This window comes from Lactiplantibacillus sp. B652, from assembly GCF_023806745.1.
Classification (GTDB): domain Bacteria; phylum Bacillota; class Bacilli; order Lactobacillales; family Lactobacillaceae; genus Lactiplantibacillus; species Lactiplantibacillus pentosus.
Map to the genome: position 1 here is coordinate 223,637 of NZ_JAMSKY010000002.1, position 16,905 is coordinate 240,541.

At 44.6% G+C, this 16,905-nt stretch carries 14 protein-coding genes and 2 CRISPR repeat arrays; of the genes, 2 read left to right on the forward strand and 12 right to left on the reverse strand.

Features of this window, described 5'->3' with window-relative positions:
- Positions 1-26 precede the first annotated feature (26 nt).
- Entirely contained in the window at positions 27-1,163 is a 1,137-nt protein-coding gene (yqeH, locus tag MZO40_RS03800) for a ribosome biogenesis GTPase YqeH (protein WP_105961851.1), read from the reverse strand.
- Positions 1,160-1,690 carry a YqeG family HAD IIIA-type phosphatase gene (locus tag MZO40_RS03805; RefSeq protein WP_050338820.1) on the reverse strand — a complete coding sequence of 177 codons (531 nt, stop codon included), beginning with the start codon at positions 1,688-1,690 and terminating at the stop codon, positions 1,160-1,162. The genes yqeH and MZO40_RS03805 overlap by 4 nt, the downstream gene beginning before the upstream one ends.
- A gap of 829 nt (positions 1,691-2,519) precedes the next feature.
- Here MZO40_RS03805 and MZO40_RS03810 point away from each other — a divergent pair.
- Together MZO40_RS03810 and MZO40_RS03815 are read left to right on the forward strand one after the other, a co-directional pair.
- Positions 2,520-3,002 (forward strand): hypothetical protein, encoded by a 483-nt coding sequence (locus MZO40_RS03810; RefSeq protein ID WP_050338821.1) that lies wholly within the window; start codon positions 2,520-2,522, stop codon positions 3,000-3,002.
- A 29-nt stretch (positions 3,003-3,031) separates the two neighbouring features.
- Positions 3,032-4,309 (forward strand): glycosyltransferase family 2 protein, encoded by a 1,278-nt coding sequence (locus tag MZO40_RS03815; protein WP_252133134.1) that lies wholly within the window; start codon positions 3,032-3,034, stop codon positions 4,307-4,309.
- A gap of 121 nt (positions 4,310-4,430) precedes the next feature.
- A CRISPR array of direct repeats spans positions 4,431-4,702; the repeat unit is 28 nt; unit sequence GGATCACCCCCGTATACACGGGGAGTAC.
- Positions 4,703-4,825: 123 nt separating this feature from the next.
- On the opposite strand, the gene cas6e is transcribed toward MZO40_RS03815, so the two are convergent.
- From cas6e to rpmI, 10 genes are all read right to left on the reverse strand, one after another.
- Positions 4,826-5,497, reverse strand: a complete 672-nt coding sequence (cas6e, locus tag MZO40_RS03820; RefSeq protein WP_105961853.1) for a type I-E CRISPR-associated protein Cas6/Cse3/CasE — start codon at positions 5,495-5,497, stop codon at positions 4,826-4,828.
- 13 nt (positions 5,498-5,510) lie between these two features.
- The gene (cas5e, locus tag MZO40_RS03825; RefSeq protein WP_252133109.1) at positions 5,511-6,212 is read right to left on the reverse strand and encodes a type I-E CRISPR-associated protein Cas5/CasD; all 702 of its coding nucleotides are present in this window, start codon (positions 6,210-6,212) and stop codon (positions 5,511-5,513) included.
- Positions 6,193-7,272, reverse strand: a complete 1,080-nt coding sequence (gene cas7e / locus MZO40_RS03830; RefSeq protein WP_252133110.1) for a type I-E CRISPR-associated protein Cas7/Cse4/CasC — start codon at positions 7,270-7,272, stop codon at positions 6,193-6,195. Before cas7e ends, cas5e begins: the two co-directional genes overlap by 20 nt.
- Positions 7,269-7,898: a type I-E CRISPR-associated protein Cse2/CasB gene (gene casB, locus MZO40_RS03835; RefSeq protein WP_105961856.1), complete on the reverse strand. Its 630-nt coding sequence runs from the start codon at positions 7,896-7,898 to the stop codon at positions 7,269-7,271. Before casB ends, cas7e begins: the two co-directional genes overlap by 4 nt.
- Before the next feature lie 13 nt (positions 7,899-7,911).
- Positions 7,912-9,639 (reverse strand): type I-E CRISPR-associated protein Cse1/CasA, encoded by a 1,728-nt coding sequence (locus MZO40_RS03840; RefSeq protein ID WP_252133111.1) that lies wholly within the window; start codon positions 9,637-9,639, stop codon positions 7,912-7,914.
- 5 nt (positions 9,640-9,644) lie between these two features.
- Positions 9,645-12,389 (reverse strand): CRISPR-associated helicase/endonuclease Cas3, encoded by a 2,745-nt coding sequence (locus tag MZO40_RS03845; RefSeq protein WP_105961858.1) that lies wholly within the window; start codon positions 12,387-12,389, stop codon positions 9,645-9,647.
- A 314-nt stretch (positions 12,390-12,703) separates the two neighbouring features.
- A complete protein-coding gene (gene cas2e, locus MZO40_RS03850; protein WP_105961859.1) occupies positions 12,704-13,594 on the reverse strand; it encodes a type I-E CRISPR-associated endoribonuclease Cas2e in 891 nt (296 codons plus the stop codon).
- The gene (gene cas1e / locus MZO40_RS03855; RefSeq protein WP_105961940.1) at positions 13,591-14,544 is read right to left on the reverse strand and encodes a type I-E CRISPR-associated endonuclease Cas1e; all 954 of its coding nucleotides are present in this window, start codon (positions 14,542-14,544) and stop codon (positions 13,591-13,593) included. Before cas1e ends, cas2e begins: the two co-directional genes overlap by 4 nt.
- Positions 14,545-15,872: 1,328 nt before the next feature.
- A CRISPR array of direct repeats spans positions 15,873-16,147; the repeat unit is 30 nt; unit sequence CTATTCCCCGTGTATACGGGGGTGATCCTT.
- Positions 16,148-16,309: 162 nt separating this feature from the next.
- Complete coding sequence (gene rplT / locus MZO40_RS03860; protein WP_003638527.1) at positions 16,310-16,666, reverse strand: 50S ribosomal protein L20; 357 nt, start codon at positions 16,664-16,666, stop codon at positions 16,310-16,312.
- A gap of 36 nt (positions 16,667-16,702) precedes the next feature.
- Complete coding sequence (rpmI, locus tag MZO40_RS03865; protein ID WP_003638526.1) at positions 16,703-16,897, reverse strand: 50S ribosomal protein L35; 195 nt, start codon at positions 16,895-16,897, stop codon at positions 16,703-16,705.
- Between the last annotated feature and the right edge of the window lie 8 nt (positions 16,898-16,905).

A 16,905-nucleotide genomic window follows, 5' to 3' on the forward strand; every position in this document is an offset into this window, starting at 1 on the left:
GTGGCGGGAACAGTCCTAGTCATTAATTAGCGTTTGTTGATCATCGCTGGCCGTGTGAGCACAGCAACACCCTTAGGCGCCCAGCCTGCAACCCGCGTATCCGCAGCAACAGTGACCCATCCTAGGCCTTCAAACACGATGTCACTAGTTTCAGTGACCTTGAATTCGTGCCGAACTAACGGTGGAAAGTCTGTGACTGCCGCACCAGTTGGTGGTGTGATCAATTCGCCGACATGTTTCGTATAGAAATTATCGGCATTTTCTGTCCGGGTCCGATGTAACGTCAGATTGTTGTCAACGTAAACCGTCCCAGTTGGCTTCAGCGTATCAACGATGTCCAAACGGGCGACGCCACCTAAGAATAAGGTCTGACCGTTGCCCAATTGAAAACCTTTGGGCCGAATTTCTTTTTGCGGTGAGACCAACTTCAAATCATCGCCAGACAACACGTGTGCCATCTGTTCGGGATGAATAATCCCAGGCGTGTCAACCATCTTGTGGCCATCGTCCAACGGAATTTCGATTTTATCCAACGTCGTGCCAGGGAACCGCGACGTCGTGATCAAGTCCTTCAAACCAGTATTATTGGCAATGATTCGATTAATCAAGGTCGATTTACCGACATTCGTGACCCCCACGACATAGACATCCCGACCGCGCCGATATTTTTCAATCATCGCTAATAAGTCGTCGATGGCATGGCCCTTTTTAGCACTCGTCAATGCCACGTCCACCGGTTTGATACCTTGCGCCCGAACTTGTTGGTTCATCCATTCACGCAACTTAGTCCGCCGTAATTGCCGTGGCAAAACGTCTTCCTTGTTACCGACTAACAAGACAGGGTTATCACCAACGAACCGTTGCAGTCCCGGAATAATGCTCCCATTTAAGTCAAAAATATCAACCACGTAGACGACTAGCGCGTTGGCATCTCGAATCGTTGCCAGTAAGCGCCGAAAATCATCATCCGTTAAGCCAACTGGCACGATTTCGTTGTAGTGCCGCAGTCGAAAACAACGTTGACAATATAAGTCCTGCGCATCGCTTGCTAATGATTTTTGCAGCGCACTATTCGGGGTATACCCCGCCGCTTTGGGGTCCGTCGTTTGAATGGCCGCCCCACAGCCGATACAATATAAAGTTTCCTCTGATGTTTCACTCACTTATTTAAGTCCTCCTGAAAATGCATTTCTGGATAAACATGTGCTAATCGTAATTTAATAAAGCGTTCAAAGAAGCGGTTGATGCGCGTATTCCAGGCATCCGTCGTCACGATTGGCTTGACCAGAATACTGGGCACACCGGCTAAGTGGGCACTCCACATGTCCGTGATGTATTGGTCACCGACCATCACCACTTCATTTTTGTGTAAGCCTAAATCGTGCCGGGCCTTATTGAGTCCAATCGGTAACGGCTTCAACGACCGCGAAACGAATGGCAAATCTAACTGCTCCAATGCCTTGGCGATACGTGCTTCCGAGTTATTCGAAACGACGACTAACGGAATCCCAGCGTCTTGCAACGCATGCAGCCACTTTTTCAGTTCCGGGGTGCCATCTGGATTATCCCAGGCAATCAACGTGTTATCAAGATCCGTAAAAACGGCCTTGATACCTTGCGCCCGTAGCTGTGCTGGCGTCACATTATAAATTGCTGGTATCATCCAAGTTGGTTTAAATTGATTAATCATCGTTATCCCCTTCGCTTCTCACTGGATTATTTGGTTATTGATCTAACCCCACTAGCCCATTTTATCATACTGGTTCACGAAATACCGGACCAAATCAGGACTGGGACCGGATTCCATGACGATTACGAGCTAATTTTAGTCATCATTATATAATAATTTGTTTTTTGAAAATAAGCAACGAAAATCCACCCATATAATGACAATGTCCTGAAAATGAAAGTATCAGTTTGCTGAAGATGGATGCTGCGATTAGCTGATGCTTGTGGTTCAGTTGGTATGGCACTGACGTAAATAGTCACTAAATTAGTTGGATGGCTGGTGGAAATTCATTGCCAATGAGTGGGCATCAGGACGCGCTCGTTATCGACACCCGTGAACATGACTTGAAAAGTTAGTCGCGATAAGAATTCTGACATTAACTCTGTCAAAGGTGATAATGGCACAGTGATCAAGCCTAGAATTAGTCAGATGATGCCACAAGTGAACGAATCGTGCTGGTTCATCCTGCTATCCGCATCTAAATGTGAATCGGCCAAATCCGTCAAAATAGATTCACAAATGGCGTGCTTGAGCGTATATTTGAAGTGTGATGTCGCGCGTTTGACTTATGCCATAATACTGATGTGCATATTCGTTGCATGCAACTGCAATCCTCGTGTAAGCTTATGATTATGGTCAAAGGGCAAGTCTGAGTTGAAACTGTTCTGCGCAGTTTCAGTTCAAGATAACCCTGGTCAATAATCAGCATTTAAACGGTTGCCATCAGTCAAGAAATAAATTAATCGCACCCATTGCGAGTTATCAAAATACTTATTACGGAGGTCTGTTTATGGAGAAAAAAGATGTGATGAAACAATATGTTACCGACAAATACTTTTCGAAGGGTCATTGGTGGACAAAAATCTGGCAAACCATCGTCGCCATTGTCGCTTGGATCTGCGTGGCTGTTCCGGTCTACTGGACGATTTCGTCAACACTGTTAGCTAACAACCCGCGCTTCATTCACGCTTGGAAATACGAGGAAGGTAAGACGCTCTTCTACTTCTTTGACCGGTTCTTCATCTTTGCGTTCATTTTGATTGCCATTATTGTGATTATTTCCACGATCCATAACAATCACCGGGTCAAACAACATATTAGTAAGGAACGGCAATATGATGAAGAGCGGCTGGATGTTCGTAAGCGCCGTTTGAATAATTTTTACACGCAACGCTTTGGACAAGCCACCTTCCGTCAACACGTCAAGCACTACACGGTTGATCCGGAACAAAATCTCGACGTCAACGAAATTCACAAATTATACGAGGACTAATCTATGGAAATTATGCAAACACTTAAAGCATCTGGAACTTTGTCCTGCTGCTACTGGTCTCCTACCCAATCCTAGGGGCCTTCGCGTGGTTCATCGGCGTGCTCTGTTACCAATTGGTCTACCGGCACCGCCACAAAGATGATGTTGAATTCAAGGAACTCGCGCCTGCAGAACAACCTTTTATTACCATCATGATTCCAGCGCACAACGAAGAAGTTATGATTGAGCACACCATCAACTACTTAATGAACAATTTAAATTATCAAAACTACGAAGTGCTCGTTACTGATGATGGTTCCACTGATGAAACGCCGGCTATTCTGGAACGGCTCCAGACCGTTTATGATAACTTGCGGGTCATTACGATCAAAAAGAATCAAGGGAAAGCGCACGCCTTTAACGTCGGCGTTAGTTTTGCCCGCGGCGAGTTTATTCTCAGTAACGATGCTGATTCGATCCCGGAACCTGATGCACTGTGGAAATACATGAGTTATTTCATGGGCGAAGAACACGCTAACACCGCCGCAGTTACGGCTAATATGGACGTTCAAAATCGAAGTACGATTATTGCCAAGTCACAAACCGTCGAATTCTCAAGCATCGTCGGTGTTATCAAGCGGAGTCAAGTTAGCGCTCTGGGTAACATGTACGCCTACAGCGGTGCCAACACGATGTATCGCCGCGATGCCTTGATTGACGTCGGCTTGTTCCGGCAAGACCGTGCCACTGAAGACATCAGTATTGCGTGGGATCACCAATTGAATGGTTGGACGACTGTCTTCTCACCGGATATTTTATTTTATATGAACGTTCCTGAAAATCTAGACGCGCTCTATCACCAGCGGAAACGTTGGGCTAAGGGTGGGACAGAAGTATTGCTGACCAATTTTAAACGGGTCGCAAGCCATCCTGGCAAGTACCTCAAGCAATGGGCGTTCATTACCGACCAAACCTTGAGTATTATCTGGTCCCTATTCTTCTTTGTCTCAACACTGATTTTCTTAATTTCACTGGTCACCTTCTTCTTCACCGGCAACTACGAACGGGTTTACCACATGTTCTGCATGGCCTTCATCTTTGTGACTTTCGAGATGTTTGCCGGCGTCTTGCAGCTACTGTCAGCCCTGATTGTCGATGACCGTGGTCGTAAATTCAAATACTTGATTTTCATGCCGCTATACATGTTGATCTACTGGCAAGTCAACGCACTCGCCCTCGTTACAACACTGATCCCAGCCGTTAAAACAATTCTTGGTTACGGTAGCGGAACTTGGGTCAGCCCGGTTCGGAAACATCATACGGAATAGTATTATGAGTGATAGAAAAGCGAGTCCCTTGGTTGGGGGCTCGCTTTTTAGGCTGTGATGAATGTGAAAATTGGCCTGCGTTATGATGTGTGGCCTCATCAGTGTGGGATACGGTATTATTGGATCATCATTGCATGCGTGAGGAATACAAACCGATTCATCACTTCCTTGGGCGTAAAACAGGAACACTCTCGCATACGCGGGGAGTACGTCATACGGTGTGGCCTTTTCAAAACCATAGTAGGATCACCCCCGTATACACGGGGAGTACATCTAACGTGGACTGCGGAATATAAATTAACCGGGATCACCCCCGTATACACGGGGAGTACGTAGTCGCGAGGGCTGCGCCAGTAAATAACTTAGGATCACCCCCGTATACACGGGGAGTACACTTAATAAATCCCGTCTCTAAGCCTTTCTGAGAACACCACATGGCAGTTTTTAGTTAACTTGGTTTCTAACACAGTCAGCATCATATCGTACCCACGACTCACCAACTCGAGCCTATCCTAATCATTGTGCCTCAGGAATAACCGTCATTAAGCCCATACCAAATGCTCTTTCACGGCCAATCCCCATCGTCAAGGTTCGCTTGAGGGCCGTTACGTCTTTGACGCGTAAGAGTCCTTCAAACGTAACACGGCTCATGCGAACACTATTTTCTGTATGGTGGTGAAGCACTGGCCAATCATGGCTTACAACATCGAATGCTAACTTGTGAATTGTATCAGGTTCAACATTGCTACGACGAATCAACTCAAATCCAGCTCGAGTCGCACGGTCTTCTAGCCATTTTTTCTGTTGTTCAATGGTCACATGTGGCACAACCCGTCCCTTTGGATGCTCAGGATCGATAATTGAATGGGTGGGATTGGCGGTAAGTCGAAAGCGCATTACCATTCCGGTTTCAAGCTGGTCTAACCATGCATCGTAAGACTTGGTGACTGCTGTTCCAGCAACCCCGTACCGCTCGAAATCTTTAAGCACCGGACGAGTGGGGCTCAACAACAATAAATAGTTTTTTCCATTTAAACGATCAATACGCCATAGGTGACGTTGCCGCTGGCCTTTTTGGATCTCATCAGGAAAGCTATGTTCCACCCAATTATGATAAGCACCTAAATGGCTGAGATCCCTTGTCTTACGACGATTAGTGGTATCAATTTCAACTCTGGATAAATACATTTGCGACTCCTTTCTATAGATAACTCATAATATCGTGTTCGGTATCCTTGGCTGTGAAATACAGGTTATCAAGCGACACCCGTTCGACCGCCACAGCTCGGAAACCATATTGTCGGTGCCGCTGGTCGAACGACACCACCGTATCCTTCACCATCGAACTAGGATAATCAGGTAACAACCACGCATCTGCAATCAGCTCTGCGACAAAAGTAGCTTGCTTGATCTTCCGCATATAAAATTGAGATGCTTGCCAACTTATGTTTTGTAATACCTGAACTGGGTTTTCTTCTAACCCGATTGACGTTATTATCGGGCCTGCTGGGACATTCGCACGCCGGCCTAATGCCAGTTGAAAATGAGGATGCCGAATTGCCCAGTCAATCTGGTCAATGAAGGCGTCATCTTCACTGCCGAGTGCAACCATAAAAACAGCATCTTGCAAATAATCGCGGTAGGTTAGTTTCCGTTGGTTCCGCTTCCATTCGACAATTTGAAAATCCGTCATCGGTTTGGCCGGCTGATCGACACGAACAGCGTAAGCTAACTGATTGAGCCTTTTAATTCGTGTGTCACGTCTGGAATAGCCGAGCGCAGCCGCAACCAAGCCGATAACCGCACTCTTAGAAGGATAATCATAACTGGTTCGCCGGTCAAAGTTGGCTTCATTGCCATATGACTGCAATGGCGCTGTCAGTTTAATCGTTACCGTTTTCATGTTGGACCACCTTCGTTAAATTTGCCACCAGTTTTTCTAGTAAATCGGTCAGACTAGTGGCTGAAGTTGCCTGTGATAACTTCAAAGGGCTAAAACTGAGATTCACAATTGGTGGCTCAACGAAATCCAACGTGTTTTCATATTCAGTCGTCAATCGTTGAATCGATTGTTTGACATACCCATTATTGGCAGATACTGGGTTTTCAAACCCAGTGACAAAATTAACCGGGGTATCCGGACGAAGTGTCAGCATGACAAAGCTCGGTAGTGTCTTATTAGCAAAGGTATTCTGTTTTCCGGTCGGCATCGACAAAACGAATGACTTTACAAATTCACGGACCCCCTCGATTGCGGCAGCTTCACCTAGGTTGGCAATGAGCTCATTAACATTCACATTGGCATATCGATAGAGTGTTGCCGAGTTGAACTCTAAGGTTCCAAGCATTGCGGCCCCGGGCTTTTCATCCGATTGTAAGTCATCTAGAGCCGTAAAATAGTCAAATTCAGGAACGACTTCATGTGTCGAAATCGCATGGGCAACCTGTACAGCAGCTTCAACGTTCAATTCTGGATTATCCGCCACCATCCGACCAAAGAGTGCCAAATCAATCGACTGATTACCTTTTAGTACGGCTGTGATAGCCTTTTTGTCTAATTCAGTGTCTGCATTATCTTTCATATACTGAGCTAATTGCTTGATTTGACCAGGACTGACCATCAACAAAGCACTTGTTTTTTCATCTTTACCCAGCGTAATTTTGACTAACTTAAAGACCGCCTTGATCTGTTTCCATGCATCATCATCACTGAGTTCTGGCGATACTTCTTGAAGGGCTTGCTTCAAAAGTTCAGCGGCTGACTTGGTGCGGTCACCTACCATGACTTTATGGTCTTTAAAGCTGTGTCGAACGGCACGTTTCCAACTCTGAGATGAGACTCGTGCCCGCGTAACACCACCGTACAAGGCGGTTTTGGGTGCACCAGTGTCATCGCGGTTAATGTTTGAAGATGGCACCGATTGAATCACGTGAATATCAAGGTATAAGTTATTAGTCGTCATTTGTTTTTCTTCCCTTCAGTTGTCTTCGTTGACTTTGTGGAACGATAGTACGCTTCGCCCCATTGCAGTCGAATCCGATTGGCTTGTTTGTAATTTTGTTGAAACCAGTAGAGGTCTTGTGCTAATTGGGCGTAATCAATTTTCAGTGATGGTTTAGTCGCTTTTAGGATACTTACCAAGTGCGTTAACGCATTAATGACACTGGCAAGATTCGTCGTTGCCAGTAAAGGCTGTACTCGTCGATCCAATGCGACACGCGTATCTTCACTGCCTCGCAATTGTGCCAGCACCCTGAACAATGGCTCTCCTGTCTGTTCATCATTCTGTGGCTCAACCGCGCCAAATACGAAAGATTTGGTACTCTGTTGATGAACTGCATAGAGCCGAACTGCAGTATACACTGCTACCTCTTGTGCAGTTGGCTGACCATCCGAACTCAGCATATTGGGGGTTAAATACTTCATTAGTAGCGGCCAGAGTGCCTGGGCTTGCGGACTGTCGACAGTCGGCGCATGCCGCACACTGGCTAATATGCCCTTTTTCAGATCTCCCTTGCTGTAAAGCTGTTTAATAATAGCTGCAGTTCTCCCTTGAATTTTGTGTTTCTCTTGAATTGAATGGGTCATCTGTGAACGCCACCTACTTTCCGTTAAGTTCTGTGAATACAAGTCGACGTAATTGATTATTAGCCGTAAAAACATTGACTTGGTGCGCGACATTGTTGTTATCAAGTTCAACAATGCCCCTAGTATCACGAGGAGAACTAGCTGCCATCATGGTATCAGCTGCTCGTAGTGTGATCTGCAATAAGGTGTGATTCCACTCACTAATTTTGGCCTCACGATCATCATTTCCTGTTAAGCTCGCAAGCCAAGCCTTGAACGGTTGATTAAGCTCAGCATAGAATTGTGCGCTATGTCGCTGTCCAAATTGCTTAGCATCAATATTACGAATTCGACCAATCGTTGCCGCAAAGTGATAGTAGCCATCACCAATTTTTTGCGTCGTTTGGATTACATTCTCAATTCGAAGGGGCCAATAGTTTGCCGTAGATTCATCAAACAGTACGTCTGCCTGAATCCGCATATCGTCATACAATTCAGTCGCAGGCATCTGCGAAGATGAGTTGCCGTCACTAATCAAAACAGTTGAAGCTAGACGCAATTGTTGATCAGCAAGAACCAGTCCGGACGACTTTAAATAATCCATCCACTCGACAATGCCCGCCCCATTAATATCGTCGCGATGATAGACATTGACGTACTGACCAAAATTGCGCCACATCGCTTTACTCATTGATTGAATAGTGGCAGTTACCGGACGAAACTGGCTCGATTTCTTATCTTGGTGCCACAAGGTCATCGGCTCAATCAGTGCCCCCTCATTGTCAAACATCGGAATACCGGCACTATAGATTGTTGGCCGTTGATGCTCATCCCACTCGATGTGGATAAAACGTGACCAGGTGGTATACAGTGCGGCTAAATTATTAGGAACTTGCTGTCGTTGACGCTCCCTCAAGTAATCTGACACAGTCGGATATTCCCACACCGGTTGCTGAACGGCTAACACGTTTTCTGAATCACCCACCAGAATCAAATTCAGCATTAGAATTTCAAACAGGGTATTTCCGCTGGCGAACACTGGGGTCAGACGATATAACCAGCCAGCTCCATTGGAAAACTTTTCATTATTATTAATTTTGGTTTTGTCAGTGACCCCGGTATAGTTTTGATACATGATCAACCAGCGTGCTAACTCAGCCAGCGACAGCTCATTCTTCGTCTCATCAACTTTCGGTGCGAACAGTGCCACCGAATTGCCGCTCTCGGAGATGCGTCGATTCATTTGCCGTACCGCGACTTGTCCTGTAGCTTTCCCGGTTCGCTTGCTGCGTGCAACACTCTTAGACTCAGGGACCACAGCATCGTATGCTGACGCCGTAACTTGATAGAAGGGCTGGTCGCCAAACAAATCGAACTGATCTGCATGCCGCTGCAAGTAATCCGTCACAATCTCAGAAAAATGACCACTGTCGTACAAATCGTGCCAGGTTTGCGTCAACTCAGTCTTGATCTTACTGGTATCATAGTCTTCATCAACACTTTCAACTTTTAATTCATCGTTTACAATCAGCCACTCATAAGGTTGATTTTCAGCACTATACCGCGTGTAAACAGTCGTAAGAATCGCTAACAGCAGTCGTAAAATTGCTAAGTCTTGCGTTCGCATATCTCCAGCCAGTTGGCGATAATACTGCGCATTTTGAAACAATTCAATTAACGAAACCTTTTTCTGCTGATTCGTCCTGGCATCGATTACGACAATCCACGGATTCGTCGTCAAATTAAAACTTTGCTTTGTCACTGTCTTCATTCCTCCTCTGAATAACTTAATCCAGCTTGGGCTGAGTAACTAAGGTGCCACTTGTCAAGTCTGGCGTTCAAGTCCTGATCAAGCGGTAATACCAAGGCACCACGCAACCAAACGTCATCCTGCCATTGAGCATGATAAGGCCAGGTCATTTTCTCTAACTGTTGGACCGTTTTGTTAACATTTTCGGTTACCGCTGCTGGCAATCGCAATGTTTGTTGCGCAATCTCTTTAGAAGATACCTTGTCCAGACTACGACCATCAAGCAAGAAGTCGCCCTCATCCGTGTGTTGGAGTAAAATAACCTCCAGTGTTTCCTTAATATCCCGCACGGCTGCTGCAACTTGTTGGTCCGTAGCAACAGTCGTGTGCCTACGCGTCAACCAATCGATAATCGATTGACCTTGTTGTAACGCCGGCTTATCTACTTGATACTGCGAAGCCTTATATTGCTTTTGCTCGACTTTATTTACAAACGATGCTTTGGCTTCAGCAATATTAGGTACTTGTGCATCCGTCGTAGTATCATAAACTTGTTGAACCAGCTTCGAAATATCATCTGGAAGCTCAATATGGCTTTTAAGAAAATAATCTGTTTTCATTAATAAGTACTTACTATAAATATCTTCAGTGTGATTCTCATAGTCGCCAAATCCATTGATACTCATGATTTTCAGCTGCGGTCGTTGGAATCCTCGTGGCCGCTGAATCGTTTGGTGCCGTTGCAAGCGGCCAGCGCGCTGTAAGATCAAGTCCATAGGTGCGATGTCTGTGTACAAGATATCGAAATCAATATCCAAGGACTGTTCCAATACCTGTGTCCCGATTACAATTAACTTCTCAGGCCGCTTACCATCTTTACCAATGGCTGCTTGTAGTTCGGCTTCCTGACGAGCCCGATCAGGTGCCAGAAAAGCCGAATGTAACACCATCAATGGGACATCGTTTGGTATCAACGCCGCTAACGCTTGTGCCCGTTTGACGGTATTGACAATAACTCCGGCAACACCGCCTTCACTCAGTTGTTGCAACAACGCCGCAATTAACGCTTGATCATCCTGATTAATGCGCTGAACATCAAGCGTCACCGGTATTTGATCACTCTGACCTTCAAAGTGAGTCAGTTGTTTGAGTTTCAATCCATCCAACACGCTCAAAAGTGGATAAGCCTGCGTATCCTCCCAATCTGGCGGCGCAACCAACAACTTTTTGTAGTTTTTGCCATACTTACCTTCTAGATACGCAGTTAATAACCGATTTCGTTTTATTTTTGGTAAAGTTGCTGATAAGATGACCACGGGCACATGATAGGCACCCAACCATTCGACTGCCCGGACTAGGTATGCGTCCATAAATTCGTCGTAGGCGTGGGCTTCATCAATCACAACGACTTTATCGGAAAAACCCAGGTGTCGCAGAAAAAGATGCTTCTGTTTCAGGCCCATTAACAGCAAATTATCGATAGTTCCCACCACAAACTTAGTTAATATCGACTTTTTTCCACTAAACCAATCATTCACAGTTACGGCGGCAGCCGCTTCCTCCGTTGCATTAATATTGCTAGCTTTCGGCAAACTCGTATACACGCGATCGAATGGCGACTTACCTTGCAGTTCCTCAATCGACAAGTGGATAGTTTGGTCCGCCGCAACACGCTTTAGCCAGTCATTCACACGTGCAAACATCGCACTGGTCGTCGCCTGAGTAGGTAATCCCATATACAACCCGTCACGACCTGTAATGCGAGCAAGTTGTTCAACGGCAATCAGCGCGATCTCGGTCTTACCTATTCCCATGGGTGCCTCAATAATTGCCATCCCAGGATCAGTAGTGGCATCGAGCGCCCGTGTGATTGCGGCTTGAACTGGCCGCGCATGAAAGCCAAACCGAACTTGATACGGGTCTGACATTTGATCAACCTGAGCAGGAATCCACTCATCATCTAACTGCCAAGTCGTGATGGCACGTTGAAAACGAGCTTGTAAGTCAATAGTTATCATAGATTGTGTTGTCTCAATCAATGGAAATAGTGGCTTTGTGCGGTCTCCGTCCATAAACTCGCTTGATGCTAACCAGTCTGCCATGATCAATAGTCCGGTCAAAATCACTGCCTCCGGTTGGTTCAAAGTTGGGATTTCCGTGACATCTCGGTAACCTGCAGTGTGCAGCCCATATTCCACCAATTCACGCTGAACTTGTCGCCAAGGCGCCTGAATATCAGTGTCGTTATCACTCTGATAATAGTTGGCAGTATAATATATAATTTGGTCATTTGGCACTTTGCTAGCGGGTTTACCATGATGCGCACCAATAATTGCTCCCACTGTTTTGTTAACACCGAACGATTCTAAAATCGCTTCACCGGCAAGTGCATGCGGTGATTGATCACGGTGGTGAAGTCTAATTCCGTCAAAGCTTTTGAACCCATTTTGTACCAAACGTTCAATCAATAATTGATCGAGTTGTTCGTCACCGTTGTACGCGGGCTTAGTCTGGAACGCAGCGCTTGCTTTTCCAACATCATGAGTAAACCCCAAAAACTTTACCAGCTTCTGCATGTCTGCCTCTGAGGTTGCTTCCGATAATTGACGTCGCTGGCCATCACTCAACCAATGATTAAATAACCAACTGATGGTATTTTCACAATCCTTTAAATGGACAACCAGCGGCAAGTAAAGCCGTTGTCCATCGTCTGAGCGCTTCTTTGCCCAGAGACTCTGTGCTAAGCGAGAAAATTCTGACATTGCTGCGCCTCCTAATTAACTGTTTGCTACTTGAATTTTAGATATAAAACAACCATGAATCATAGGTACTGCATCACTTAGATAGTACTTGCATAGTCATGCTAAAGACTTATGAGTAAAGTTGACTTAAAACTTTCAAATACCGATTTAATATCGCTAATACGCAATGCTTTAGCTGGTTAATTCCCGTGTATATAAGGATGACCTCGGAAGAGGCGTCAAGTTCCGACTTATGAGACGCTATCTGCCGTGTATACGAGAGGAATCCTACTCCAATTCAAACCAATTTCTTCACATTACTCGACAAAATCGGCCTAAACTTTCAAGTGCCCATCTTTAATTAATCTACGAGCTAACTTCAGTGTTGAACTTGCGTCTTTAAGGGCATTATGCGGTCTCGGATTTACAATTTGATATGCCTCTAAAACCGCTGACAGACGATAGCTTTCTAAAAACAAGTTTGTTCGCTTGACGATAGGCATAAGATCAGTTATTCGGCTGGTCAACTTTTCCATGTTAATTTTCTCAAATGCTTGCTTCAAGAACACATCATCGAAATGAAAATTATATCCGACAATCATGTCATTACCAATAAATCCCTTCAATTCGCTCAGGGCCGTATCTATCGGTACACCTTGACTCTTCAGCATCTCATCTGTAATTCCAGTAAGTGCAATAATATTTTCTGGCAACGGTCGGTCAATCTTTATCAGCCTGCCAAATTCTGTCACCTGACCATTGTCAGTGCCTTTAACTGCAGCAACTGAGATGATAACGTCCTTGGTTGGATTCAATCCAGTCGTCTCAATATCTACCGCCACGATTGGTTCATCACTGCAAGCAGTAGATTTTGATTGAGATTTACGCTTCATTACACGAGCTTTATGAAACTTGGCAGCGTTGCTATAGCCATACTTTCCAATCGGTTGATCAGCTACCAAGCGCATCATTAGTGGAATACCATCAAAGTCTACCACCTGGTGGTCATGACGAGTTGTCTTGAACTGATAGCCAATTTCGTTATTGGCATTATAGACCATCGTTGCCTGGCCCTGGCCAATATTCTTAACAATACGCGACCGCAGCGAATCACGGATACGGGCACTAACACTTCCCACATAGACACCTGTCTGAATTTCTTGATACCATTTGGTCAAATCTCCTCGCAGTGCTTTTGGTACTTTTGTGAACGTGATTACGATCATTTGGTTTCACCCACTTCACCTTCATGATACTGAACGCCGAATTTTTGAAGCCCCAATCGGTCATCCCATAGGTTCAGATTGCTTGTCTCCGTCGTTACATCGTTGACACCCAGAATGGCCTTTAAATCTAAAACCATTTGTCGTAATAGTTTCCCGTCCACAAACGTATCGCGCATTGCGAGTCGTGTTTTTCTGCCGATGTCTTCATCAGCTGTTGAGGAAGCAACCACATCAAACGCGACCGGAATAGAAGTTTCAGCTTTATACAAATCTGCAAAGTCATAAACAAAGGACAAATCATGACCAGTGTGCACGAACCCAAGCCCAGCTGACGCTCCCATCGCCATGATGACACTATAGCTCAATCCATACAATGCTTGGTGCGCTGCAGTCAACGCTTGATTGATAGGTGTGCTCGCTTCAAAGTTATCAGGATTGTATTCTCGTCGAGTCCATTCAACTCCCGTACGTTCTGACTGTATCTGATAAACTTGCCGAACACGGGCGCCCTCCTTACCACGCAACTTTTGCATCGACAAATTCATCACATCATCATTTGGAAAACGCATTTGATACATTTTACGTGCAACTGCCAGTCGCGAACGTTGATTAGAAAATAATTTTGCTTGGGCTTCAAGTAGACGTGATGAGTGATTCAAGGCTCTGCCATGTGCATACTGCCGCACGCCATGCTCACCGACCCATACAACCGCCATCCCCGTATTTCCAATCAGCTCCATTGCACGGTGCGTCACATCAACGCCCGGCCCGAGCATTAACACACTAACAATCGCAGCCGGCACAAATACAACACCACGAGCGTCGCTGACTCTAATTGCGCTATCTTGACGATCAATCTTAGCGTGTTCTAAATACAGGAATGTCAATCGATCACCAATTCGACTTAGCTCCGTTAATTCGGGCTTTTTTGCTCCAGTTCGTTTCAATATCAATGCACCTCCAGAAGATGTAACAGCGGTTCTACGTTAATTTTATTTCAACCCAAATTGCGGGGTATCCTTTTACTGACATGTGGCTAGCCCCACCTAAGATGGTGTGTTAGCTGATTATCAGTTTATTTATAAAGCGCTTACAAAAATTCTGATAAGTCGTCTCAAAGCTTATTACGACCAGCTATATTCAGCCATCTAAGCATTAATTGAATATTTATTAGAGATATCCATATGTCATTTCTAACACTTAATTACTTTATCTATATTATACTGTCTTTGTCTAAAAAAACAACACAAACTTTCAGATAACCGACGGATAAGTTAAACATTTCAATTAAAAAACAATTTTTTCATGTCCATTATCCGAAATCCGATTCCTACGATCCATCCTTCAAATGCCTCTCATTCAATAAATTTAGCATTAGTTGCAGCGTTCCCTACCCAAATCTATTTCAAATGTGTTATCCTTTAATCATAAATTAAGTGGCCTCATAATTATGTGTGATATAATTCACACTAATTACAGTTCCTCGTATACACGAGGGTGATCCTATAGATAAAGTCATTTAATTGTGTTCCCCGTGTATACGGGGGTGAATACTGCAAACGGATACTCCGAGTCTTAAGTGCATTTTACTCGCAACCATAATATACCAAATAAGCGTCTTCATCGATGTATGAGGACGCTTATTTAGTATTCCATAAAATCTAAGGTCATAGCCTTTGCCCAATTACCTAAACTAAAGAAGGCCAATCACGACTCATGACCATCAGTGTTTGATTAAATTGTTCAACACGTATTTGCCATCATTTACTAATCTGCAAGCTATATTGGACTGAATACAGTATTCATTGGCTGTTTTGCTCATATTACTTAGATGCAATCATTTTTTAGCAACGATATTGCTTGGCATTCAGGTGCCCCCAATCTCTCTTCAGAAATTACCAAAGGAACATCCGCACAGTAATAGACATTCCCCAAGTTACTACCCCGTCATACTTTCGGAATCACTACACCTTTGCTTGACTGCATTCACTTCAAGTTACACCGTCCAGACACTACAGCCTACCTTAACGAGCAACATTATATGATTGATTAGATGCTATTATTATTTTGCGGCATATGACGTCTCACATGGCGATTGTCAAATTTACTATCTAGACACGCCATTTTTCACTTTGTACTTTTACTACTGCGTCCTGATGGTAAACTATTGATTTTATTTGGATCATACCTTATAGTCAAAGCACTAACTATTTGACAAGTTGACCCTAAACAGTCATTTTCATATTTTAGATTGTTGATTTACCGGCATTTGTTTAGTCTATTCCCCGTGTATACGGGGGTGATCCTTTTCGCCATATTGTTGATTCAGCGACTCTCATTCTATTCCCCGTGTATACGGGGGTGATCCTAGACTCAATCTCAATAGCGGGATGTTTATCTGCTATTCCCCGTGTATACGGGGGTGATCCTTCTCTCGCGGGCAGGAACAGTATTTTCGTAAACTATTCCCCGTGTATACGGGGGTGATCCTTCTGAATGCTCTGCTCGGTTTGGATAAATTTTCTTTTTCCCGTATAAACGGGAGTGATTCCTAAACTCAATGGTTCCTCAACGACTGCCACGTTCTCCGCACATGTAGTATTCCACCCGAGCCAGTGCCATTGTTCAGTACCAAATTCATTGTTCAAAAAAAACCGCCACCCCACAGGATGACGGTCTTTCAACATTAGAGCAACGCCCTAATTAAGTTTTAAATTAAGCAAGTGCCTTTTTAGCAGTGTCAACTAATGCCTTGAATGCATCCGCATCGTTAACGGCTAAGTCAGCTAACATTTTACGGTTAACGTCAACGTTAGCAACCTTTAAACCGTGCATTAATTGGCTGTAGCTGATGTCGTTGATCCGGGCTGCCGCGTTGATCCGGGCAATCCAAAGACGACGGAAGTCACTCTTACGCCGGCGACGATCGCGGAAAGCGTATTGGTATGACTTCATTACTTGGTCCTTAGCAACCTTAAATTGGATGTGCTTAGCACCACGGTAACCTTTAGCTAATTTTAAAATCCGTTTGCGACGTTTGCGTGTTACAGTTCCACCTTTTACTCGAGCCATGTTATTTCCTCCTAGATTTAACTAAAACGTTGTGAATTATTTTTGTAATAACTTGTGGTATGTTTTGACCATTGGCTTTTCGATAATAGCCGTACCACGTAATTGGCGACGTTGTTTCTTAGTCTTACCATGGAAACGATGACTAGTAAAAGCGTTGGCGCTCTTAATCTTACCCTTAGCAGTTACCTTGAAACGCTTTGCAGCAGCGCGGTTTGTCTTTTGTTTTGGCATAATCAATA

What these genes read in the sequence shown, in the direction of transcription:
- MZO40_RS03805 (WP_050338820.1), bottom strand. Translation starts at nt 1,690, where the DNA reads ATGATTAATCAATTTAAACCAACTTGGATGATACCAGCAATTTATAAT.
- MZO40_RS03810 (WP_050338821.1), top strand. Translation starts at nt 2,520, where the DNA reads ATGGAGAAAAAAGATGTGATGAAACAATATGTTACCGACAAATACTTT.
- cas6e (WP_105961853.1), bottom strand. Translation starts at nt 5,497, where the DNA reads ATGTATTTATCCAGAGTTGAAATTGATACCACTAATCGTCGTAAGACA.
- cas5e (WP_252133109.1), bottom strand. Translation starts at nt 6,212, where the DNA reads ATGAAAACGGTAACGATTAAACTGACAGCGCCATTGCAGTCATATGGC.
- cas7e (WP_252133110.1), bottom strand. Translation starts at nt 7,272, where the DNA reads ATGACGACTAATAACTTATACCTTGATATTCACGTGATTCAATCGGTG.
- casB (WP_105961856.1), bottom strand. Translation starts at nt 7,898, where the DNA reads ATGACCCATTCAATTCAAGAGAAACACAAAATTCAAGGGAGAACTGCA.
- MZO40_RS03845 (WP_105961858.1), bottom strand. Translation starts at nt 12,389, where the DNA reads ATGTCAGAATTTTCTCGCTTAGCACAGAGTCTCTGGGCAAAGAAGCGC.
- cas2e (WP_105961859.1), bottom strand. Translation starts at nt 13,594, where the DNA reads ATGATCGTAATCACGTTCACAAAAGTACCAAAAGCACTGCGAGGAGAT.
- rplT (WP_003638527.1), bottom strand. Translation starts at nt 16,666, where the DNA reads ATGGCTCGAGTAAAAGGTGGAACTGTAACACGCAAACGTCGCAAACGG.
- rpmI (WP_003638526.1), bottom strand. Translation starts at nt 16,897, where the DNA reads ATGCCAAAACAAAAGACAAACCGCGCTGCTGCAAAGCGTTTCAAGGTA.